Raw genomic sequence first — 19,292 nt, 5'->3', positions numbered from 1 at the left:
GCTCAGGCTCCGGAAAGATCATAGGGGCGGGCAAGCACGATGGCGCGACCGCTCTTGAGAGTGAAGCGGAGGGGACCCTCCGCAACGTTGGAAACGGTTCGGGACGAGCCGAACGGCAGGGTGAATTCGTCGAGCGGGTAACGCGCATTGACGATCGAGAGGCCGGTCAGCTCGGTCAATCCCAGAACCGAGAAGAGGCAACCCTTCGGCAGATCGAGCTCAAGCGTACCGGCAAGCAGCGGATAGGCTTCCTCCTCGCCCGAAGTCATCAGCACCGAAAACCCGCGCTCGGCAAGCGCTACCGCCTGCAACAGGTGCAAGAAGGCGTGGTCGCTGCGCGTGCCACCAAGCGCGCCGGCAAAGATCAGATTGGTCGCACCGCGCGAAAGCGCCGCCTCGACCGCGATCTCGCCATCCGTCGCCGCTTTTGCGGCCGGATATGGCTCGCGCGGAACGACGGAAAACTCGGTAAGCAATGCCTCCTCGGTCGAATCGAAATCGCCGACCCAGACGTCAGGCACGACGCCGAGCAAACGGGCATGGCGCATGCCGCCATCCGCCGCGACGAAGCGGCTGGCGCTCAGCTGGCGGGTCAGCCGGTCGGTCGCCGAAAGGGCGCCGCCAAGCAAAATGGTGAAGGTCGATTGAGCCATGGCAAAGCCCATAGCGCAAAGGACCGCGGAAGGAAAACGAAGAAAACCGTCAACCGCCCCGATCGAAAGAATTTGCCGAGGCCGTCAGTGCCCTTCCGGCACCGGTTCCGGGAACAGCATGCCGGCATAGACGCCCGGGGTCGAATCCGGAATCTCGATCGCTCCGGCCGCCCGTTCATAAAATTTCGCCGGACCGACCCCGCCGATGACCGCATAGCCGTAGCCGGCCTCGCGCATCGCCGTCAGGCTCGCAAGCAGCAACGCCTCGCCGATGCCCTGACCGCGCATGTCTTCATTGACGCCAGTCGGGCCGAAAAAACCGAGCGCCGTCACGTCGTGGCAGGCAAAGCCGACGATCTTTTCGTCATGCACGGCAATGTGCATGCGTGTCGGAGTCGACGAGAAGGCGGCTTCCGCCTCTCCTGCCCAGCCGACCCCGAAGGTCTTCTCGATCCAGGAGACGACGAGGCGGCGCTCCGGCGCCATGGCGCGGCGGATGCTGATGCCCGGGCCGAGCCGCGACCGGGGCTCTGCCGGCAGGGCATAAAGTCGAACGAGCATATCTGGCATGGCGTTTCCTCCTCGCTGCAGTTGTGTAGCGCAGTTGGCGGCTTACGCAAACACGGGCCAATGACCTGACCGAAGCGCCGCTCTCGACTTGCCACAAACATCGCTTGCCACCGAACCCCCGTAGCGGTAAATCTCTTGCCGCTCTAACGGGGTGCCTCCCGACCGCATGGCGGCCGGAGGCTGAGAGGCGTGAAACGCCAACCCGCGGAACCTGATCCGGCTCATACCGGCGGAGGGATTAGACGCGATCGGATCGATACGCCCTTTTCCCGTGCAACAACGAACTTTGGGAGAGAGGTGCTCATGTCCAATTCATCGCAACTCAAATTGTTTAGCCGGCTAGCTCTTGCTGCGTCCGCGAGTCTTGTTTTCGCCGGCACCGCCGCTGCTGCCGACAAGACGCTGACCGTCTATACCTACGAAAGCTTCATCACCGAATGGGGCCCCGGTGCCAAGGTCGCCGAAGCCTTTGAAAAGACCTGCGAATGCAAGGTCAACTATGTCGGTGTCGCCGACGGCGTCGAACTCTTGACGCGGCTGAAGCTCGAAGGCGAGGCTTCGAAGGCCGACATCGTGCTCGGCCTCGACACCAATCTTGTCGCCGAAGCCAAGGCAACCGGTTTCTTCGCGCCACACGGCATCGAAGCAGCCGGTATCACGGTACCCGGCAGCTTCTCCGACGACACTTTCGTTCCCTATGACTACGGCCATTTCGCCGTCGTCTACGACACCGAAACGCTGAAAACACCACCGAAGAGCCTGAAGGAACTCGTCGAAGGCGACGCCTCTCAGAAGATCGTTATCGAGGACCCGCGCACCTCGACGCCGGGCCTGGGCCTGCTGCTCTGGGTCAAGGCCGTCTATGGCGATGAGGCGGGTGCTGCCTGGGCGAAGCTCAAGGATCGCGTGCTCACCGTTACCCCCGGCTGGTCGGAAGCCTATGGCCTCTTCACCAAGGGCGAAGCGCCGATGGTGCTCTCCTACACCACCTCGCCGGCCTACCACATGGTCGCGGAGAATACCGAGCGTTATCAGGCTGCAGCCTTTTCCGAAGGCCACTACATCCAGATCGAAGTGGCCGGCATGACCAAGAATGCCAAGGAGCCGGAACTGGCCAAGCAGTTCCTCACCTTCATGACCGGTGCTGAATTCCAGTCGATCATCCCGACCACCAACTGGATGATGCCGGTCGCTGCCACCAAGGAGCCGCTGCCCGACGCCTTCAACAAGCTCGTCAAGCCGGAAAACACCTTCCTGCTGCCGTCGGAAGAGGTCGCGAAAAACCGCAAGGCCTGGATCGACGAGTGGCTCGCCGCGATGAGCAAGAACTGAGGCCGGATTGTTCGCTCTTCGCGAAAACCGCATGACCATTGTCGCCGGGGCTCTTTGCCTCGGCGCATTCCTGCTTTTCGTCGGGCTTGCGATCGTCGCCTTGCTTGCCCAAACCGGCGGTACGGACGGCAGCACCCTGTTCGACGCCTATATCTGGCGCGTCACCCGCTTCACGCTGCTGCAGGCGACGCTCTCGACACTGTTGTCGATACTCTTCGCGATGCCCGTGGCGCGGGCGCTGGCGCGGCGGCCGCGGTTTTTCGGCCGCATCTGGCTGCTGCGACTGATGGCGCTGCCGCTCGGCCTGCCGGTTCTCGTCGGCGCGCTCGGGCTGATCGAGATCTGGGGACGGCAGGGCTTCCTCAATTCGGGCCTGCGCCTGCTCGGCCTCCAACAGCCGGTCAGCATCTACGGCCTGTTCGGCATTCTTCTGGCCCACGTCTTCTTCAACATGCCGCTTGCCGCACGCCTGTTCCTGGCCGGACTAGAGCGCATCCCCGCGGAATACTGGCGCTCGGCCGCCAATCTCGGCATGCCGTCTCATGCGCTGTTCCGCTTCATCGAATGGCCCGTCCTGCGCGGGCTGATGCCCGGTGCTGCCGGCCTCGTCTTCATGCTCTGCGCCACCAGCTTCACCCTCGTGCTGACGCTTGGCGGGGGCCCTGCCGCAAGCACGATCGAGGTGGCGATCTACCAGGCGCTGCGCTTCGACTTCGATCCGCCGCGTGCCATCGCGCTGTCGGGCCTGCAGATCGCAATGACCGGCATCCTGCTCCTGATACTCAGGCGTCTGGCAACCGAGCCGCAAGAGGGCATGACCGGCGGCCGAACCATGCGCCGCTTCGACGGTAGCACTTGGGCGGCGCGCCTCACCGACGGCGCGTGGATCGCTCTTGCCCTGCTTTTCCTTGGCGCGCCCCTGGTTGCCATCGTCGTTTCCGGCCTGGAGGCCGATCTGCTGAAACTCGTGCGCGATGGGAACGTCCACCGGGCGCTGGTAACGAGTGCGGCGATTGCGCTGGCCTCCGCCCTCGCGTCCGTCACCATGGCCGCCACGATGATCCGTGCGGCGAAAACGGTCGTCTCGCCTCGGCAGACCGGACCAGCCGCCCGCGGCTTTGCCGGCGCCATCGGCGCCAGCACCTCGCTGATCCTCCTGGTGCCGCCTGTCGTGCTTGGGGCCGGCTGGTTCCTGCTGCTGCGCCCCTTTGGCGACGTCGCGCGCTTTGCACCCGTCATCGTCGTGGCGATCAATGCGCTGATGGCACTGCCCTTCGTCCATCGCATCCTGGCTCCGGCCATGGCCACGCATGCGGCACGCTCAGACCGGCTGACCGCAAGCCTCGGCATCCGTGGTTTCCATCGCCTGCGATGGATCGACCTGCCGGCACTTCGCAAGCCTCTGCTGATGGCGCTCTCCTTCGCCATGGCGCTGTCACTCGGCGATCTCGGCGCCGTTGCGCTCTTTGGCTCGCAGGACATGGTGACCCTGCCCTGGCTGCTCTACAGCCGCATGGGCAGCTACCGAACTGCTGATGCGGCCGGCCTCGCCCTCTTCCTCGGGCTTCTCTGCCTGATCTTCACCATCCTCGGCACGGCGGACGACAACCGCCGGCCGGAAGGACGCAAAGCATGACCGAACCCTCCACCGCCATGGAACTGAGCAATGTCGAGGTTCGCTTCAACGCGACCACGCTGCACTTCGATTGCGCGATTGCCGCCGGTGGCATCGTCGCCGTCGCCGGGGCCTCCGGCTCCGGCAAATCGACCCTGCTCCACCTTGTCGCCGGCTTCGAGGAGCCCGATCGCGGCGAGATCCGCATCCTCGGCCAGAATGTTGGCAGGCTGGCGCCGTCGGAACGTCCGGTTTCGATGATCTTCCAGGATAACAATCTCTTTGCCCATCTCGACGTCGCGACCAATGTCGGCCTTGGTATCGACCCGGCCCTTCGCCTGACCGGAAATGATCGCGCGAAGATCGAAGAAGCGCTCCACCGTGTCGGGCTCGAAGGCTTCGGGCGAAGGCTGCCACCGACGCTTTCAGGCGGCGAACGCCAGCGGGTGGCACTTGCCCGCGCACTGGTGCGGCATCGTCCGCTGCTTCTGCTGGACGAGCCCTTTGCTGCACTTGACCCCGGCATGCGCGCGGGCATGCGCACACTCCTCAGCGACCTGCATGCGGAAGAGGGCAACACGATCCTGATCATCACGCACCATCCCGATGACGTGAAAGCCTTGGCCGACAGCGTGCTTTTTCTGGACCGCGGGCGTATCATCGCCCATGACACCCTCAGCCGCTTCCTGGAGCGGCGGGACAATGCGGCAATCGACCGCTTTCTTGGCAATGTGTGAGGGTCGCTTTCTTTTCGCCCTTGGCCATTTGCCACAATTTGACCGCGGCGCCATGCGACGCGCGAATTATCCGGCACGGCGCGAATATTCGCGCATCCGTTGCCGTGATACCACGGGGCAACTATTTCTACCGAGACAAACTAGGCAGGTGGCGCTGAAATCAGATACAGCAAGACCAGGGCTGAACAGTCGCGGTGGAGCAACGCTGCCGGGCTGAAAAAGTAGGACTTTCAACGCTGTCGTTCCATCGCCTTGCAGAGTATGGGCGGGGCGGCGGACGGGAAATGGGCTGAGGCATGGAGAGGCATACAGTCACACACGACCGGTTCTCGCCGAAGCGCGGACGGCTGCGTGCACGCGTTGTGGTTGCGTTGCTTGCCACCACCCTGCTCTCCGCCTGCCAGTCGGTGATCGAACAGACCTACGAGCCGACCGTCTCGCCATCATCCAATCCCCAGATCGTCGAGGAAGTTCAGAAGAACGATCCGCGGGCGCAGCTGGGCGCGCGCGAACATCCGCGCATCGTCGCGAGCTACGGCGGCGAGTACAAGGACGCAAAGACCGAGCGGCTGGTCGCGCGCATCACCGGCGCACTGACGGCGGTTTCGGAAAACCCGCAGCAGTCCTATCGCATCACCATCCTGAATTCGCCGGCGATCAACGCCTTCGCGCTGCCGGGCGGTTATCTTTACGTCACCCGCGGCCTGCTGGCGCTCGCCAACGATGCCTCCGAGGTCGCCGCCGTGCTGTCGCACGAAATGGCACACGTCACCGCCAATCACGGCATAGAGCGGCAGCAGCGCGAGGAAGCCGAAGTCATTGCCAGCCGCGTGGTCTCGGAGGTTCTGTCCTCCGACCTTGCCGGCAAGCAGGCGCTGGCGCGCGGCAAACTGAGGCTCGCAGCCTTCTCGCGTAACCAGGAGCTCCAGGCTGACGTCATCGGCGTGCGCATGCTCGGTGAGGCCGGCTACGACCCCTACGCGGCCGCGCGCTTCCTCGATTCGATGGCCGCCTATAGCCGCTTCACTGCGGTCGACCCGGAATCCGACCAGAGCCTCGACTTCCTGTCGAGCCATCCGAACGCGCCGCAGCGCGTCGATCTCGCCCGACGGCATGCACGCGCCTTCGGTCCGGAAGGCACCAGCGGCGACCGCGGCCGCGACTATTACCTTGCCGGCATCGACGGCCTGCTTTACGGCGACAGCCCCCAGGAAGGCTATGTCCGCGGACAGACCTTCCTGCACGGCCAGCTCGGCATCCGTTTCGACGTGCCGGCGGGTTTCCAGATCGACAACAAGGCCGAAGCCGTTCTGGCCACCGGCGCCGGCGACATTGCCGTTCGCTTCGACGGCGTGGCGGACACCAGCAAGCGCAGCCTGACGGACTACATCGCCAGCGGCTGGGTCACGGGGCTGCAGCCCGATACGATCAGACCGATCGACATCAACGGCCTGGAAGCCGCAACCGCGCGGGCGTCAGCCGATCGCTGGGATTTCGACGTCACCGTCATCCGCATCGATACCCGCATCTACCGTTTCCTGACTGCCGTGCCCAAGGGTTCGAATGCGCTGGAGCCGACCGCCAACCAGTTGCGCAGCTCGTTCCGGCGGATGACGCCTTCGGAAGCCCAGTCGCTGAAGCCATTGCGCATTCGTGTTGTGACGGTAAGGCCCGGCGACACGATCGCAACACTCTCCGCCCGCATGATGGGCACGGACCGCAAGCTCGATCTGTTGAGGGTGATCAATGCCATGCAGGTCAGCTCCACGGTGAAGCCGGGCGACAAGGTGAAGATCGTTTCAGAGTAAGTCGCGCTGCCTGGTAGCCTCTTCGTTTCGAAGAGCGCGCAACCCAGGGAGCACGCCCCATTTCACGGCCCTGGCCGGTCGCGCGGCGCCCGTGGCTGTCTGAACGCTTGCAGACGAGGCCGCTCTTCAGCATGGTCCCAGGATTGATCGACAGCACACTATGCATGAGGTGCGCGGCCGACGGACGCGGCGGCACCAGCCATCTAACCGGCAATCAGTGAATGCCTGCCGTCAGAGCCGGCGCCTTGGTCGCAAGCGCCGCCCTCAGCTTCTCCAGAGCCCGGGTCTCGATTTGACGGACCCGCTCCTTGGAAATGCCAAGATCGAGGCCGAGCTCTTCGAGCGTCGCCCCTTCCTCCGACAGTCGCCGGGCGCGGATGATCCGCATCTCCCGGTCGGTCAGTGCGCACAAGGCATCGCGAAGCCACACGCGGGCACGTTCGCCATCGATCATGTCGCTCACCTGCTCGTCCGGCAACGGCGCGTCAGAGGCGAGGAAATCCAACCGTTCGCCGCCATCGGAATCGCCACCGCCGACCGGTGCCTGAAGCGATGTGTCGCTGCCGGAAAGCCGCGCATCCATCGTCTGCACGTCGGCGATGCTGACCCCGAGCGCTGCGGCGATTTCCTCATGCATAGCTTGCGATGTAAGTTGCCTGTCGCCTTGAGCAAGCCGAGCGCGCAGGCGCCGCAAATTGAAGAACAGTGCCTTCTGCGCCGAACTCGTGCCGCCACGAACGATGGACCAGTTGCGCAGGACGTAGTCCTGCATCGACGCCCGGATCCACCAGGTCGCGTAGGTCGAGAACCGCACCTCGCGGCTCGGCTCGAAACGGGCAGCCGCCTCCAGCAGGCCGATATGGCCCTCCTGCACGAGATCGCCCATCGGCAGACCGAAGTTGCGGAACTTCGCCGCCATCGAGATCACGAGGCGCATATGCGACATGGCGATCTTGTTGCGGGCTTCCTGATCGTTGTCGTTTCGCCAGGCTTTAGCCAGCGCATGTTCCTCGTCGCGCTCGAGATAGGGGGCTTCCATCGCGATCTTGATCATCCGCCGGTCTGCAGTGAGAGTCTTCATCGATCACTCCGTGACTGGCGCCGGGCGCCATTGCGCGTGAAGTCCAAAAGCCAGACGGATGCGACGTCCGGCAGCAGGGGCGTCTGCGTCGCGACGTCGAAACTTGAAGAAACGACGCGGCGCCCTAACTTCGAAATCACGAACCTGAACGGTGACGAATCACAGAACCAAGATCGCCCGGCGCGCGAAAGCGGCGCGTTCCTGCCGGCTAATGTAAATGCGCGCCGCCGGCAAAAGTTCCATGCGATCAAAGAAAAAGCCCGGCGCGATGGCCGGGCTTTTTTGCAGTCTCACTACGGGCTGGAAGCTTATGCTGCTTCGTCCTGGGCGTCGTCTTCCTCGATCGCCTTGCCGCGCTTCGGACCCTTGCTGAGGTTGGCCTCGACGAGGCGCACAGCTTCGGTTTCCGACATCTTGTTCACGGCAGCGATCTCGCGCGCCATGCGGTCGAGGGCAGCTTCATAGAGCTGGCGTTCGGAATAGGACTGTTCCGGCTGGTTTTCGGCACGATAGAGGTCACGCACGACTTCTGCGATGGAAATCAGGTCGCCGGAATTGATCTTGGCATCGTATTCCTGAGCGCGGCGCGACCACATGGTGCGCTTCACGCGAGCCTTGCCCTGCACAACCTTCAACGCGCGATCGACGAAATCGGTTTCAGAAAGCTTGCGCATGCCGATGCTGACGGCCTTGGCCACCGGCACTTTCAGACGCATCTTGTCCTTCTCGAAATCGATGACAAAAAGCTCGAGCTTCATGCCGGCGACTTCCTGCTCTTCGATCGCCACGATCTGGCCAACACCGTGGGCCGGATAGACGATCGATTCACCGGTCTTGAAGCCCTGGCGTGTCGAAGATTTTTTCTGCTGGGTCGTCATTCGTTTCAAAAACTCCCTGTTTCGCACCCGGCCATTATGGCCGGGGCCGGGTCAGTGAGGCCCGGGATAGACGGGGATACCGCCGGGTGGGTACATCCTGGTCCGTCCAAGGAACGCAAACAGCCTCATCAAACGCGGTCACAACAGTGCAACGCAATGCTGCGTATCTGGGAAAAGCCGCGTTTTGGAGATCGTTTGCTTTCGTGATGGTTTTCGGGCGCGCAAAAGCACCCTCTGTGGATCAGTAGAAGGAACCTATCACAAAAAAGTGCCGAAATCAATAATTTGCTGCATGGCAGCCATCAAGCCGCCATTCTCGCAACTGCGAGCGCAGCGCGTGTTTTCCCCAGGTTTGGCGCCAGGGGCTCGCCTTGGCTTCGACAGCGCCGGCGAACGGATCGCCCGCGCGCCTCAGTCGCCCTGGCCCGGCTCGGCCGAGAAGAACTTCTCGTACTTCCCTTCGACGCCGTCCATTTCCTTGGCTTCCGGCATCGCATCGCGCTTGACCGTGATGTTCGGCCACTTGGTGGCGAAATCAGCGTTCAGTTTCAACCACATATCAAGGCCCGGCTCGGTATCCGGCTTGATGGCTTCGGCCGGACATTCCGGTTCGCAAACGCCGCAATCGATGCATTCGTCGGGATGGATGACAAGGAAATTCTCACCCTCATAGAAGCAGTCCACGGGGCAGACTTCGACACAGTCCATATACTTGCAGCGAATGCAATTGTCGGTCACGACATACGTCATGAGGTACTCCAGCCGATGCTCACGTTTGATGGCAGACGGCAATCAATGGTGATGCTCGTCGTCCGCGCATGCTAGGAATGTCCGGCGCGCATAGCTGCCGAAGCAAAACCGATGCACCCAACGTGGGTCTGTCAGGTAAAGGCTTTATGGACCCTTTGCAAGAATATTCAATGCGCGAAACGCCGCGGGAAAGGCAGAGTTTTCTAATCCTCGCGCGGATCGAAATCGGGCCTTAGCCGATCGGTTTCCCGCCGCTCTTTCTTCGTCGGACGTCCCGCACCACGGTCGCGTGTGGCAAGATCAAAAGCCGAGAGTTTTTCCCTCGGCTGTTCGGGCGTGAGATCATCGTAAAGAAGCCGCGCTTCCTCGTAGGGGCCACGTCGTTCCCCTGAAGCAAGCACACGCACGGTCAGGTCGCGGCGGTCGAGAGCGAGCTCAAGCACATCTCCCGCCTTGACCTGAAACGACGACTGCGTCACGCGCTGGGCGTTGACAGCCACACGACCGTCCTCGATCGCTTTCTGTGCCAGCGAGCGGGATTTGATCAGCCGCGTGAAAAACAGCCACTTATCGAGACGCTGGCGTGATGCCGGGTTGGACGCGGGCTGTTTTTCCATGACCTGCCTTACTTCTTCATCTGCTCCTTGAGCGCGGCGAGCTTGGCGAAGGGCGAATCCGGATCCACTGGCTTCTCGCGACGCGGCGGACGCGCCTCGAACTTGCCCTGGCCCTGCTTGCCGCCACGGTCGTGACGGTCATGACGCTCGCCACGTTCCTGGCGCGGGCCGCCTTCCGACTTGCCGCCCTCGTGGCGCTTGTTGCCGCGCGCCGGCTGGCCGCCTTTGCGCCCGCCGTCACGTCCTTCGTCCCGACCCTGCCCCTGGCCGTGACCATGGCGCTGGCCGCCACGGCGCTGCTCGCCCTGCGGGCGGCCACCCTGGCGCTGATTGTCCTGGCGGGTGCCGGGACGCCAGAGAAGCACAGGCTTGGCTTCAACCGGTTCCCCAGCCTCCGTTACCTCTGCTTCAGCCGGCTGTGCCTCGCTCGAAGCAACGGTGACTTCGCCTTCAGCCGTTTCGGCTTCGGAAACAGGTGCGTCTACCGTTGCCGCCTCGGCATGTTCGGCACCGCCTTCGGCATCCGCGTCGTCGACTGCGGCAACCGGCTCGGAAGCGGCTGCGGCATTGGCCGGTGCACCGTCCTGGCCGGCGAGGAAGGCTGCGGCCTCCTCTGCCTTGACGCTGTCGGCGCGATAGCCGAGACCCTTCAGGATCTCTTCCATATCGTCAGGCGTCGCGCCGAGGATCGAAAGCATCGACGTGGTCGCGGTGAAGCGACGACCGTCATAGGCGCCTTCCGGGCGCGGCTGGGCTCCCGGCTTCCACTGCAAGAGCGGCCGGATGAGATCGGCCAGGCGCTCCAGGATATCGATGCGCACGGCGCGCTTTCCGAGGAAACGGAAGCCTGCCAGCTTGTAGAAAGTCCGCTCGAAGGACGGGTCGGTGACGACGGAAGTACGACCGGCAGCCAGCATCGGGATCAGATCGCCATAGCCGGGCTTGTCGAGGCCGTCGTTCTTCAGCGCCCAGAGAAGCGTGATGAGCTCCGCCGGAGCCGGCTTCAAGAGCGCCGGCAGGAAAATGTGGTAGGCACCGAAGCGGACGCCGTACTTGCGGATCGAGGCGCGGCCGTCCTGGTCGAGCGACTTCACCTCTTCGGCGACATCGCGACGGAAGAGCACGCCCAGGTTCTCGACGAGCTGGAAAGCGAGGCCCTTGGCCAGGCCTTCGAGGTCTTCCGCGCGCGAAATGTCGTCGAGCGGCTTCAGCACCGTGCCGATGTGATGGTTCACGAAACGCTCGATGCGCGCCAGTACGTGCTCGCGGGCATTGGCCTGCAATTGATCGTCGGCCAGCAGGATGACGCGCGGACGCATGACGTGGTCGCTCGCCGCAAGGCGGGCAACGGGGTCACCGAGCCAGCGCACCAGACCATCCGACGACAGCGCCAGGTCATTGTTGCCGGAAGCATGCAGACGGGCAGCCCGCGCTTCGAACTCCAGCGCCAGCGCCTTTTGGGCAGCTCCCTGCACGGCCTTGGCATCCGGTCCGTCGCCGCCGGTCGCCAGCGTAAACCGGAAACCGGTTAGTTGTCCTACGTGGTGTCCTTCGACGAAGACATCACCATTCACACTGATTTCAGCTTCCAGCATAGCATTCTCTCTCAGGCGCTTCATGAGCACAGATGTCCTGCGATCAACAAAGCGTTTCGTCAACCGTTCATGTAGTGCGTCGGATAATCGATCTTCAATTTCCCGCGTCTTTTCTTGCCAGTGTGTCGGATCGGCCAGCCATCCGGGTCGGTTCGACACATAGGTCCAGGTTCTGATCTGCGCGATTCGCGCCGAAAGTGTGTCGATCTCGCCATCGGTATGATCGGCACGCCGAACCTGTTCTGCCATGAAATCTTCGTTCACTGTACCGCGGCGAACGAGATCCGCGTAGATCGTCGAGATCAGATCGGCATGTTGGACCGGCGTGATGCGGCGATAGTCGGGCAAAGCACAGGCTTCCCACAATTTTTCCACGCGCTCGGCATTGGTCGTGATGTCGACGATTTCGGGGTAGCGCGCCAAATGCTCGAATGCCTGCTGATCTACCGCAGGTAGCGCCCGGGCAAGACCCGGAACCGTCGGCGCCGCATCCAGGCTTTTCTTCAGGGCGACGATCGAGGAGTAGTCGAAAGCCTTCGAGCGCCACTGCAGCACCTTGACCGGATCGAACTCATGCGCCTCGATGCGATGAACGAGTTCGTTGTCGAAGGGGTCGACGCGGCCGGTCACGCCAAACGTGCCGTCGCGCAGATGCCGCCCGGCGCGCCCGGCGACCTGCGCCAGTTCGGCCGGGTTCAGATTGCGAAACTGGTAGCCGTCGAACTTGCGGTCCTGGGCGAAGGCAACGTGATCGACATCGAGGTTGAGACCCATGCCGATGGCGTCGGTCGCCACCAGATATTCGACGTCGCCTTCCTGATAGAGCGCGACCTGCGCGTTGCGCGTGCGCGGCGAAAGCGCGCCGAGAACGACGGCAGCCCCCCCGCGCTGGCGGCGGATCAGCTCGGCGATCGCATAGACCTCATCGGCCGAGAAGGCGACGATTGCCGAGCGATGCGGCAGGCGGGTGATCTTCTTTGAACCGGCATAGAGCAGCTGCGACATGCGCGGGCGCTCGACGACGGAGATGCCGGGCAGGAGATGTTCGAGGATCGGCCGCATCGTTGCAGCCCCAAGAAGCAGCGTCTCGCCACGTCCCCTCAGGTGCAGGATCCTGTCGGTGAAGATGTGGCCGCGCTCGAGGTCGCCGGCGAGCTGCACCTCGTCGATCGCAACGAAGGATGCGGTCGTTTCGCGCGGCATCGCCTCGACGGTGCAGACCGAATAGCGGGCGCGATGCGGCGTGATCTTTTCCTCGCCGGTGATCAGCGCGACATTGTGGTGACCGACCTTTTCGACAAGGCGCGTATAAACCTCGCGCGCGAGCAGCCGCAGCGGCAGGCCGATAACGCCGCTGTCATGGGCGACCATGCGCTCGATCGCGTAATGCGTCTTGCCGGTGTTGGTGGGCCCGAGCACCGCAGTGACACCGCGGCCGCTCAGGATCATGGGGTGAACGGACACGTCATCGATCCCGGGCATTCAGAAATTACGGCAGCGCTTTCTCACGCTGGCGGCAAACACATGCCCACGCACCGAGCCAAACGCAAGGGGCGCGGACAACTAAAACCATCGCTCAGTGCCCCCGACCCCCATTGCACCACCTGTTGTGGGCGCGCAACCGAGATTCGGAACAGTCATGGAACGAATCGGAGACGAATCGCTGACTCGCCATGATTCACTGTATGTTCACGACTACATATAGATTTCAACACCGAACGTCGCACCACATGCTGAATCTGGCGCCGACTCGGCGCCTAACAGCTCGTGACTCGCGTGAAACGCGGTCATTCTTCGCCAAACAGCCCCAAGGATTCGGAATCCAAGACTCTGGAAAGCCTGGAAAATTTTTAACGAAATATATCGGGAATCCACCCAGTGGGGAGAATGAGAATCGCACGCAACCCCCTCGACCAGGACGGGAGCATTCTATGGCGACTCGTTGGCCGCGCGTCATTCCGTCTTTGTTCTCCACAAGATGTAGTGTCTACGCCGCACGACGACAGCAGAATTGCCGGCGCAACCTTAGGCGTGAAACATGGGAAAGCCGGTGCGGCTTGCTCTCCACTCCGCATGACAACGGCGCCTTTCCAGGCGCCGTTTTCATGCGTTCGTGAAAGTTCGGGTCAGACGAAAAATTGTCCGCCATTCGCCGAAATCGTGGAGCCGGTGATGAAGCCGGCATCGTCAGACGCCAGGAACACCACGCAACGAGCGATCTCTTCCGGCTCGCCGAGGCGCCCGACCGGGATCTGCGGGATGATCCGCTCGTTCAGCACCTTTTCCGGCACCGCGCGCACCATCTCCGTGCCGATGTAACCCGGGCAGATGGCGTTGACCGTGATCCCCTTGGCCGCGCCTTCCTGGGCAAGCGCCTTGGTAAAGCCGAGGTCGCCGGCCTTGGCCGCCGAATAGTTGGCTTGGCCCATCTGACCCTTCTGGCCGTTGATCGAGGAAATGTTGATGACGCGGCCGAAACCGCGGTCGCGCATCGCCGACCAGAGCGGATGCGTCATGTTGAAGAGACCGGTAAGGTTGGTGCCGATCACCTCGCCCCATTGCTCCGGCGTCATCTTGTGGAACATCGCATCCCGCGTGATGCCGGCATTGTTGACCAGCACCTCGACCGGGCCGAGATCGGCCTCGACCTTGGCGATGCCGTCAGCGCAGGCCTGATAGCTGGAAACGTCCCACTTGTAGACCGGGATGCCGGTTTCCTGCTTGAAGGCCTGAGCCTTCTCATCATTGCCGGCATAGTTGGCTGCCACCCTGTAGCCGGCATTCTTGAGTGCGATGGAAATTGCAGCACCGATGCCGCGCGACCCACCCGTGACCAATGCTACCCTGCTCATGTACGCCTCCCACTAGATCAGTTCAGTTTCTCGAATGCCTTCTTCATCAGCTTTTCGCCGATCTGTTGCCCGTAGAGCCCGGCGGCCGCCTGAAACTGCGGCGTCGCAAGCGCGGACATACCCACCTCGCACTTGGTCAGTGCGAGGTCCATCATCAGTGTGGTGAGCTGGTCCAGCGACGCCTTCAGCGCACCGCTGTCATCGTTCAGCGCCGCGACCATCACATCCTTGAAAACGACTTCCTCGTCAGAAGTTGTATGTTCCAGCATGCACTGAACCAGCCGCGCCTCGTCGAGAGGCGCGGGATTGGCATGTGCGGAAACGATCGGCGAACCGGCCAGCAAGAGGGATAAGGGAACCCACCTGGCGCTGTTCATGCCGTCAAACCGACTAGAGCCGTTCGACGCACATGGCGACGCCCATGCCGCCGCCGATGCAGAGCGTTGCAAGCCCCTTCGAAACGCCGCGGCGCTTCATCTCGAACAGCAGCGTGTTGAGCACGCGGGCACCGGAAGCGCCGATCGGATGGCCGATAGCAATAGCCCCGCCATTGACGTTGACGATCGACGGATCCCAGCCGAGGTCCTTGTTGACCGCGCAGGCCTGGGCGGCGAAGGCTTCGTTGGCTTCGACCAGTTCGACATCGCCGATCGCCCAGCCGGCCCTCGCCAGCGCCTTGCGCGAGGCCGGGATCGGGCCGGTGCCCATCACTTGCGGATCGACGCCGGCGGTTGCCCAGGAGACGATGCGGGCGAGCGGCTGGATGCCGCGCTTGGAGGCCTGCGCCTCGGTCATCAGCAGGGCGGCAGCAGCGCCGTCATTGAGACCCGAAGCATTGCCAGCCGTCACCGTGCCTTCCTTGTCGAAGGCGGGGCGCAGCTTCGTCATCTGGTCGAGCGTTGCGCCGTGGCGGATATATTCGTCCTGGTCGACGATGACGTCGCCCTTGCGGCCCTTGACGATGAAGGGAATGATCTCGTCTGCGAAGCGCCCGGCCTTCTGTGCCGCCTCAGCCTTGTTCTGCGAGGCGAGCGCAAACGCGTCCTGCTCCTCGCGGCTGAGCTGCCACTGGCGGGCGACGTTCTCGGCGGTGATGCCCATGTGATAGCCGTAGAAGGCGTCGGTCAGGCCGTCCTTGATCATCGTGTCGATCATCTTGAAGTCGCCCATCTTCACGCCACCGCGAAGATGCGCGCAATGGGGCGCCATCGACATCGATTCCATGCCGCCGGCAACGATGATATCTGCATCACCGGTTGCAATCTGCTGCATGCCGAGCGCCACGGCGCGAAGGCCGGAGCCGCAAAGCTGGTTCATGCCCCAGGCGGTCTTTTCCGGAGGGATGCCCGCCTTCATCGCTGCCTGGCGCGCCGGGTTCTGGCCCTCACCTGCCTGCAGCACCTGGCCGAGGATCACTTCGTCGACCTCGCCTGCCTCGACGCCTGCCCGCTCGAGCACGCCCTTGATGACGGCGGCACCGAGTTCATGGGCCGGCGTGTTGCTAAAAGCGCCGTTGAAGGATCCGACCGCGGTGCGGCCGGCGCTGGCGATCACGATGGAGGGATTGCTCATGGGACGTTTCCTCAGATCTTTCTTGCCTAATGAAGGCAGACTGTCAAAGCGCGCGGCGCAAGTCAAACGCCTTGATGCGGTGCCACAAAACCGTCATCGGAGACGCAACCACAAGATTTCGCACTTGCGTCGCCGCAACGCACAAAGACATTGTCAGCGGCGCTCTTTTGCGGATACTCTGAAAAACGCAATAAAGACGGGGCGATGGGTGAGAGGAGACCCTGATGGCGAAGCACGAAGGCCAGATCGTTATAAAAAAATATGCGAACCGGCGGCTCTACAACACCGGGACCAGCACCTATGTCACGCTCGACGACCTGGCTGTCATGGTGAAGAAGGGTGAGGATTTCGTTGTCCAGGACGCCAAATCCGGCGAGGACATCACCCATTCCGTATTGACGCAAATCATCTTCGAACAGGAGTCCAAGACCGGCAACACGCTGCTGCCGATCTCGTTCCTGCGCCAGCTCATCTCGTTCTATGGCGACCAGATGCAGATGGTCGTGCCAAGCTATCTCGAACACTCGATGCAAGCCTTTACCGAGCAACAATCGCAGATGCGCGAGCAGATCAACAAGGCCTTTGGCGACACGCCGCTCGGCAAAAACCTGCAGGTTCCGCTGCAACTTGTCGAAGAGCAGGTGCGTCGCAACACCGAGATGTTCCATCAGGCCATGCAGATGTTCTCGCCCTTCATTTCCGCGCCGCCGGTGAAGGAAACCAAGAAGGCCGAAGCCAAGGATATCGACGAGCTGAAGGAACAGCTTCGCGCGCTGCAGACCAAGCTCGACAATTTGGGCTGAGCGCGGCCGCAGACATCGGAGCGGGCGAGAAACGACATTCCGCCCGTGCGTCACGCCTGCAAGACGTGTCGCCCAAACTCCGCGACAACAGCCCCCGACCTAGAGGCCGATCGACACGTCCCGGCCGGCCGAGCGCATCGACACGGCAAAGCCGGCGATGACATCGATGAAGCTGATCGTCATCAGAATGAAGAAGAGCTGCGTTGCTGCCGGCGCCAAAAGCAGGAATTCGATCAGGAAGGCAATGAACAGGATCATCGACAACAGGTGATCCATCAGTGCGCGGGCGCTCGTGCGGGTCGCCTTCAGCAATTCAACGAAGAGCAGGGCCAGCGCCACGACGATCAGCAGGTCGCCGAAGCGCATCGTCCAGGTCGCGCCCGACAGCATCGACAGCGACAACATCTCGGCGTTAAGCCCGGCGATGCCGCCGAACATTCCGGTCATTGCGAGATTGTAGATTGCAAACGGCAGGATCAACAGCGGAATGGCGGCAAGCATCGGAACTCCTTGACCAAGACATGCGGCGTCTTCGCCTGAGGCGCCAGCGATAGCACGGCGTCCAAGCGAGATCACGTCGGTTGCAAAACAAAAAGGGCTGGCAGAGCCAGCCCTTTAAACCCAATCCGCGAACGGAAACGCTTATGCGCTTTCCTTCGGGGTCAGAACCTGACGACCACGGTACATGCCGGTCTTCAGGTCGATGTGGTGCGGGCGACGCAGTTCGCCGGAGTTCTTGTCTTCGACGTAGGTCGGAGTCTTGAGAGCGTCAGCGGAACGGCGCATGCCACGCTTGGACGGGCTCGTTTTTCTTTTAGGTACAGCCATTTCATTCTCCACTTATCGGGCAAACACTGTTCAGCAGCCGAAATGGCCGTGTTAAACAGATGTCAATCACGGAAATTTGGCGCGCTTATACATGGCCAACTGCTATTTGACCAGTCCCCAGCGGCAATTTTTCGACTCTGCCGATTCAGACCTCATCTTCAGGCACGACCCACGGCTCTGCGCGGGCCGCCTCTTCCCATTTGCGGTAGGCGAGATGTGCCTTCACCTGCTGCATGTAGCCGAGCGTCTCCGGATCCGCAACGAGATCATAGACATCGAAGCGGTTGACCACAGGCGCGTACATCGCATCGGCGGCGGTGAAGGGTCCGAAGAGGAACGGCCCACCGGAACGGCCGAGTGCCTCCTTCCAGATCTGCTCGATGCGCGCGACATCGGCGCGCACGTCGGCACCGACCGAAAGCGCCTGCTTCGGCCGGCGGATGTTCATCGGGCAGGCGCCGCGCAGCGCGCGAAAACCTGAAAGCATCTCCATGGAATAGCTGCGCGCCCGGGCACGGGCCGGGCGATCGGCGGGCCAGAGCCCGGCGTCGGGAAAGAGTTCGGCGACATATTCGATGATCGCCAGCGATTCCCACACGAGCAGATCGCCGTGGCGCAGCAGCGGCACCTTTCCGGTCGGCGAGATCGCGCGGATATCAGGATTGCCGGCTGCGAAATCGAAGGGAATGACCACATCCTGGAAATCGATGCCGGCAGCCGTCATCGCGAGCCATGGCCGCATCGACCAGGACGAGTAGTTCTTGTTGCCGACGTAAAGAGTAAGTCCGGTCATCTGTTATCCTTGATTTCAGCTGCGTTCGAGAAAACGATCAGTTCCTCGAAATGGTTCATGTCCTTAAAGGCGCAGAAGGCTGGGGGATCGAGCTCGATCACCGGCGCCCGTTCCCTGAGGAAGGCAAGTTGTTCGTCCAACATCTCTTGCCAGCGCGGCAGCGCCGCGTCGGCGAGCCAGTCGATGACATAGGCGAAGGTGATGTGGAACTCATAGTGGTCGTGATCCGGATGGCGATAGCCGAACACATCGGCAAAGGCGTCCCGCCAGGCCTTCAGGCATGACCGATCGGCGGCGCTGTCGCCCTCGAGCGCAAGGCCGGTCGGGGTGATCGCGGTCACGCGGGCACGGAAGGGCTCCAGCGGCGCAAAATCCTTGAGCCGCTTGCGGTAGTGCTCGGTCATCTCGTCGATCGAGCTATCAAGCGCCATGTCGGCAGGCCAATAGGGTAGCCTGCGACGATACTCGATGATGCCCTGGAAGATCGTCATGTGCAGGCTGGAGGGATGGGTGAAGGCAAATTGCGCCGCCTCCGGCATTGCCATCAGACGATCACGCACCGCGAGCACGGCGGCTTCGGACGGGGATCCGGCAGTAATGTGGGAAACGACCGTATTGCCTGGTTCCAGCAGGAAGCGGCCATCCGTGGCGTAGCGCGTTCCGAGGTGCTTCGGCGGGGTATCGTTGGCGCTGCGGCCAAAGGCGAGGAGCGAGGGGGAAATCGAGGTCATGGAGCGATCGGGCCTTCTAGGTGGAGAGAGGCCCAGATGGCAGAACTCTACTACGCCAGAATGACATCGCCCGGCGA

19 protein-coding genes and 1 riboswitch are annotated in these 19,292 nt (G+C 62.5%); of the genes, 5 read left to right on the top strand and 14 right to left on the bottom strand.

The window, feature by feature from the left end; translation table 11 throughout:
• Nucleotides 1-2: 2 nt before the first annotated feature.
• Nucleotides 3-653, bottom strand: coding sequence for a thiamine diphosphokinase (locus tag BBX50_RS18820; protein ID WP_065776871.1), 651 nt, complete (start codon nt 651-653; stop codon nt 3-5).
• 84 nt (nt 654-737) lie between these two features.
• On the bottom strand, nt 738-1,223 hold the full coding sequence (locus tag BBX50_RS18815) for a GNAT family N-acetyltransferase (protein ID WP_065776854.1): 486 nt from the start codon (nt 1,221-1,223) through the stop codon (nt 738-740).
• A 137-nt stretch (nt 1,224-1,360) separates the two neighbouring features.
• Nucleotides 1,361-1,478: riboswitch (TPP riboswitch) on the top strand.
• A gap of 48 nt (nt 1,479-1,526) precedes the next feature.
• On the opposite strand from BBX50_RS18815, the gene thiB reads away from it, so the two are divergent.
• From thiB to BBX50_RS18795, 4 genes are all read left to right on the top strand, one after another.
• A complete protein-coding gene (gene thiB / locus BBX50_RS18810) occupies nt 1,527-2,555 on the top strand; it encodes a thiamine ABC transporter substrate binding subunit (RefSeq protein ID WP_065776853.1) in 1,029 nt (342 codons plus the stop codon).
• 7 nt (nt 2,556-2,562) lie between these two features.
• On the top strand, nt 2,563-4,191 hold the full coding sequence (thiP, locus tag BBX50_RS18805; RefSeq protein WP_274533987.1) for a thiamine/thiamine pyrophosphate ABC transporter permease ThiP: 1,629 nt from the start codon (nt 2,563-2,565) through the stop codon (nt 4,189-4,191).
• Nucleotides 4,188-4,907 carry a thiamine ABC transporter ATP-binding protein gene (gene thiQ, locus BBX50_RS18800; RefSeq protein ID WP_065776852.1) on the top strand — a complete coding sequence of 240 codons (720 nt, stop codon included), beginning with the start codon at nt 4,188-4,190 and terminating at the stop codon, nt 4,905-4,907. Before thiP ends, thiQ begins: the two co-directional genes overlap by 4 nt.
• 296 nt (nt 4,908-5,203) lie before the next feature.
• The gene (locus tag BBX50_RS18795) at nt 5,204-6,715 is read left to right on the top strand and encodes a M48 family metalloprotease (protein ID WP_065776851.1); all 1,512 of its coding nucleotides are present in this window, start codon (nt 5,204-5,206) and stop codon (nt 6,713-6,715) included.
• A gap of 214 nt (nt 6,716-6,929) precedes the next feature.
• Here BBX50_RS18795 and BBX50_RS18790 read toward each other — a convergent pair whose 3' ends face one another.
• The 8 genes from BBX50_RS18790 to BBX50_RS18755 form a co-directional block, all read right to left on the bottom strand.
• The gene (locus BBX50_RS18790; RefSeq protein WP_065776850.1) at nt 6,930-7,796 is read right to left on the bottom strand and encodes an RNA polymerase factor sigma-32; all 867 of its coding nucleotides are present in this window, start codon (nt 7,794-7,796) and stop codon (nt 6,930-6,932) included.
• A gap of 308 nt (nt 7,797-8,104) precedes the next feature.
• Nucleotides 8,105-8,674 carry a CarD family transcriptional regulator gene (locus tag BBX50_RS18785; protein ID WP_065776849.1) on the bottom strand — a complete coding sequence of 190 codons (570 nt, stop codon included), beginning with the start codon at nt 8,672-8,674 and terminating at the stop codon, nt 8,105-8,107.
• Nucleotides 8,675-9,085: 411 nt separating this feature from the next.
• Nucleotides 9,086-9,424 (bottom strand): ferredoxin FdxA, encoded by a 339-nt coding sequence (gene fdxA, locus BBX50_RS18780; RefSeq protein WP_065776848.1) that lies wholly within the window; start codon nt 9,422-9,424, stop codon nt 9,086-9,088.
• A 203-nt stretch (nt 9,425-9,627) separates the two neighbouring features.
• Nucleotides 9,628-10,041, bottom strand: coding sequence for an RNA-binding S4 domain-containing protein (locus BBX50_RS18775; RefSeq protein ID WP_065776847.1), 414 nt, complete (start codon nt 10,039-10,041; stop codon nt 9,628-9,630).
• A gap of 8 nt (nt 10,042-10,049) precedes the next feature.
• A complete protein-coding gene (locus tag BBX50_RS18770) occupies nt 10,050-13,100 on the bottom strand; it encodes a DEAD/DEAH box helicase (RefSeq protein WP_065788388.1) in 3,051 nt (1,016 codons plus the stop codon).
• A 662-nt stretch (nt 13,101-13,762) separates the two neighbouring features.
• Nucleotides 13,763-14,488, bottom strand: a complete 726-nt coding sequence (locus tag BBX50_RS18765) for a beta-ketoacyl-ACP reductase (protein ID WP_065776845.1) — start codon at nt 14,486-14,488, stop codon at nt 13,763-13,765.
• A gap of 17 nt (nt 14,489-14,505) precedes the next feature.
• Nucleotides 14,506-14,865 carry a hypothetical protein gene (locus BBX50_RS18760; RefSeq protein WP_139108516.1) on the bottom strand — a complete coding sequence of 120 codons (360 nt, stop codon included), beginning with the start codon at nt 14,863-14,865 and terminating at the stop codon, nt 14,506-14,508.
• Between the two features lie 13 nt (nt 14,866-14,878).
• Entirely contained in the window at nt 14,879-16,060 is a 1,182-nt protein-coding gene (locus BBX50_RS18755) for an acetyl-CoA C-acetyltransferase (RefSeq protein WP_065776843.1), read from the bottom strand.
• A 224-nt stretch (nt 16,061-16,284) separates the two neighbouring features.
• Between BBX50_RS18755 and phaR the strand changes: the two genes are divergently transcribed.
• Nucleotides 16,285-16,863 carry a polyhydroxyalkanoate synthesis repressor PhaR gene (phaR, locus tag BBX50_RS18750; RefSeq protein ID WP_065776842.1) on the top strand — a complete coding sequence of 193 codons (579 nt, stop codon included), beginning with the start codon at nt 16,285-16,287 and terminating at the stop codon, nt 16,861-16,863.
• Between the two features lie 99 nt (nt 16,864-16,962).
• Here the strand turns inward: phaR and BBX50_RS18745 are convergent, their stop codons facing one another.
• The 4 genes from BBX50_RS18745 to BBX50_RS18730 form a co-directional block, all read right to left on the bottom strand.
• Nucleotides 16,963-17,364, bottom strand: a complete 402-nt coding sequence (locus BBX50_RS18745; RefSeq protein WP_065776841.1) for a hypothetical protein — start codon at nt 17,362-17,364, stop codon at nt 16,963-16,965.
• A 141-nt stretch (nt 17,365-17,505) separates the two neighbouring features.
• A complete protein-coding gene (rpmF, locus tag BBX50_RS18740) occupies nt 17,506-17,691 on the bottom strand; it encodes a 50S ribosomal protein L32 (RefSeq protein WP_034802928.1) in 186 nt (61 codons plus the stop codon).
• 145 nt (nt 17,692-17,836) lie between these two features.
• Complete coding sequence (locus BBX50_RS18735; RefSeq protein WP_065776840.1) at nt 17,837-18,484, bottom strand: glutathione S-transferase family protein; 648 nt, start codon at nt 18,482-18,484, stop codon at nt 17,837-17,839.
• Nucleotides 18,481-19,215, bottom strand: coding sequence for a DUF1868 domain-containing protein (locus BBX50_RS18730; RefSeq protein WP_065776839.1), 735 nt, complete (start codon nt 19,213-19,215; stop codon nt 18,481-18,483). Before BBX50_RS18730 ends, BBX50_RS18735 begins: the two co-directional genes overlap by 4 nt.
• Between the last annotated feature and the right edge of the window lie 77 nt (nt 19,216-19,292).

Origin of the sequence: Ensifer sp. LC11 (genome assembly GCF_001695835.1) — a bacterium.
Taxonomy (GTDB): Bacteria; Pseudomonadota; Alphaproteobacteria; order Rhizobiales; family Rhizobiaceae; genus Ensifer.
This window is presented reverse-complemented; position numbering and strand designations above follow the sequence as displayed.

Excerpts from the sequence above, each read along its gene's own strand:
- BBX50_RS18785 (WP_065776849.1), bottom strand. The coding sequence starts at position 8,674 with ATGACGACCCAGCAGAAAAAATCTTCGACACGCCAGGGCTTCAAGACC.
- thiQ (WP_065776852.1), top strand. The coding sequence starts at position 4,188 with ATGACCGAACCCTCCACCGCCATGGAACTGAGCAATGTCGAGGTTCGC.
- BBX50_RS18795 (WP_065776851.1), top strand. The coding sequence starts at position 5,204 with ATGGAGAGGCATACAGTCACACACGACCGGTTCTCGCCGAAGCGCGGA.
- rpmF (WP_034802928.1), bottom strand. The coding sequence starts at position 17,691 with ATGGCTGTACCTAAAAGAAAAACGAGCCCGTCCAAGCGTGGCATGCGC.
- BBX50_RS18730 (WP_065776839.1), bottom strand. The coding sequence starts at position 19,215 with ATGACCTCGATTTCCCCCTCGCTCCTCGCCTTTGGCCGCAGCGCCAAC.
- fdxA (WP_065776848.1), bottom strand. The coding sequence starts at position 9,424 with ATGACGTATGTCGTGACCGACAATTGCATTCGCTGCAAGTATATGGAC.
- BBX50_RS18775 (WP_065776847.1), bottom strand. The coding sequence starts at position 10,041 with ATGGAAAAACAGCCCGCGTCCAACCCGGCATCACGCCAGCGTCTCGAT.
- BBX50_RS18745 (WP_065776841.1), bottom strand. The coding sequence starts at position 17,364 with ATGCTTGCCGCCATTCCGCTGTTGATCCTGCCGTTTGCAATCTACAAT.
- BBX50_RS18790 (WP_065776850.1), bottom strand. The coding sequence starts at position 7,796 with ATGAAGACTCTCACTGCAGACCGGCGGATGATCAAGATCGCGATGGAA.
- BBX50_RS18765 (WP_065776845.1), bottom strand. The coding sequence starts at position 14,488 with ATGAGCAGGGTAGCATTGGTCACGGGTGGGTCGCGCGGCATCGGTGCT.
- thiB (WP_065776853.1), top strand. The coding sequence starts at position 1,527 with ATGTCCAATTCATCGCAACTCAAATTGTTTAGCCGGCTAGCTCTTGCT.
- BBX50_RS18815 (WP_065776854.1), bottom strand. The coding sequence starts at position 1,223 with ATGCCAGATATGCTCGTTCGACTTTATGCCCTGCCGGCAGAGCCCCGG.
- BBX50_RS18760 (WP_139108516.1), bottom strand. The coding sequence starts at position 14,865 with ATGAACAGCGCCAGGTGGGTTCCCTTATCCCTCTTGCTGGCCGGTTCG.
- BBX50_RS18820 (WP_065776871.1), bottom strand. The coding sequence starts at position 653 with ATGGCTCAATCGACCTTCACCATTTTGCTTGGCGGCGCCCTTTCGGCG.
- BBX50_RS18755 (WP_065776843.1), bottom strand. The coding sequence starts at position 16,060 with ATGAGCAATCCCTCCATCGTGATCGCCAGCGCCGGCCGCACCGCGGTC.
- phaR (WP_065776842.1), top strand. The coding sequence starts at position 16,285 with ATGGCGAAGCACGAAGGCCAGATCGTTATAAAAAAATATGCGAACCGG.
- BBX50_RS18735 (WP_065776840.1), bottom strand. The coding sequence starts at position 18,484 with ATGACCGGACTTACTCTTTACGTCGGCAACAAGAACTACTCGTCCTGG.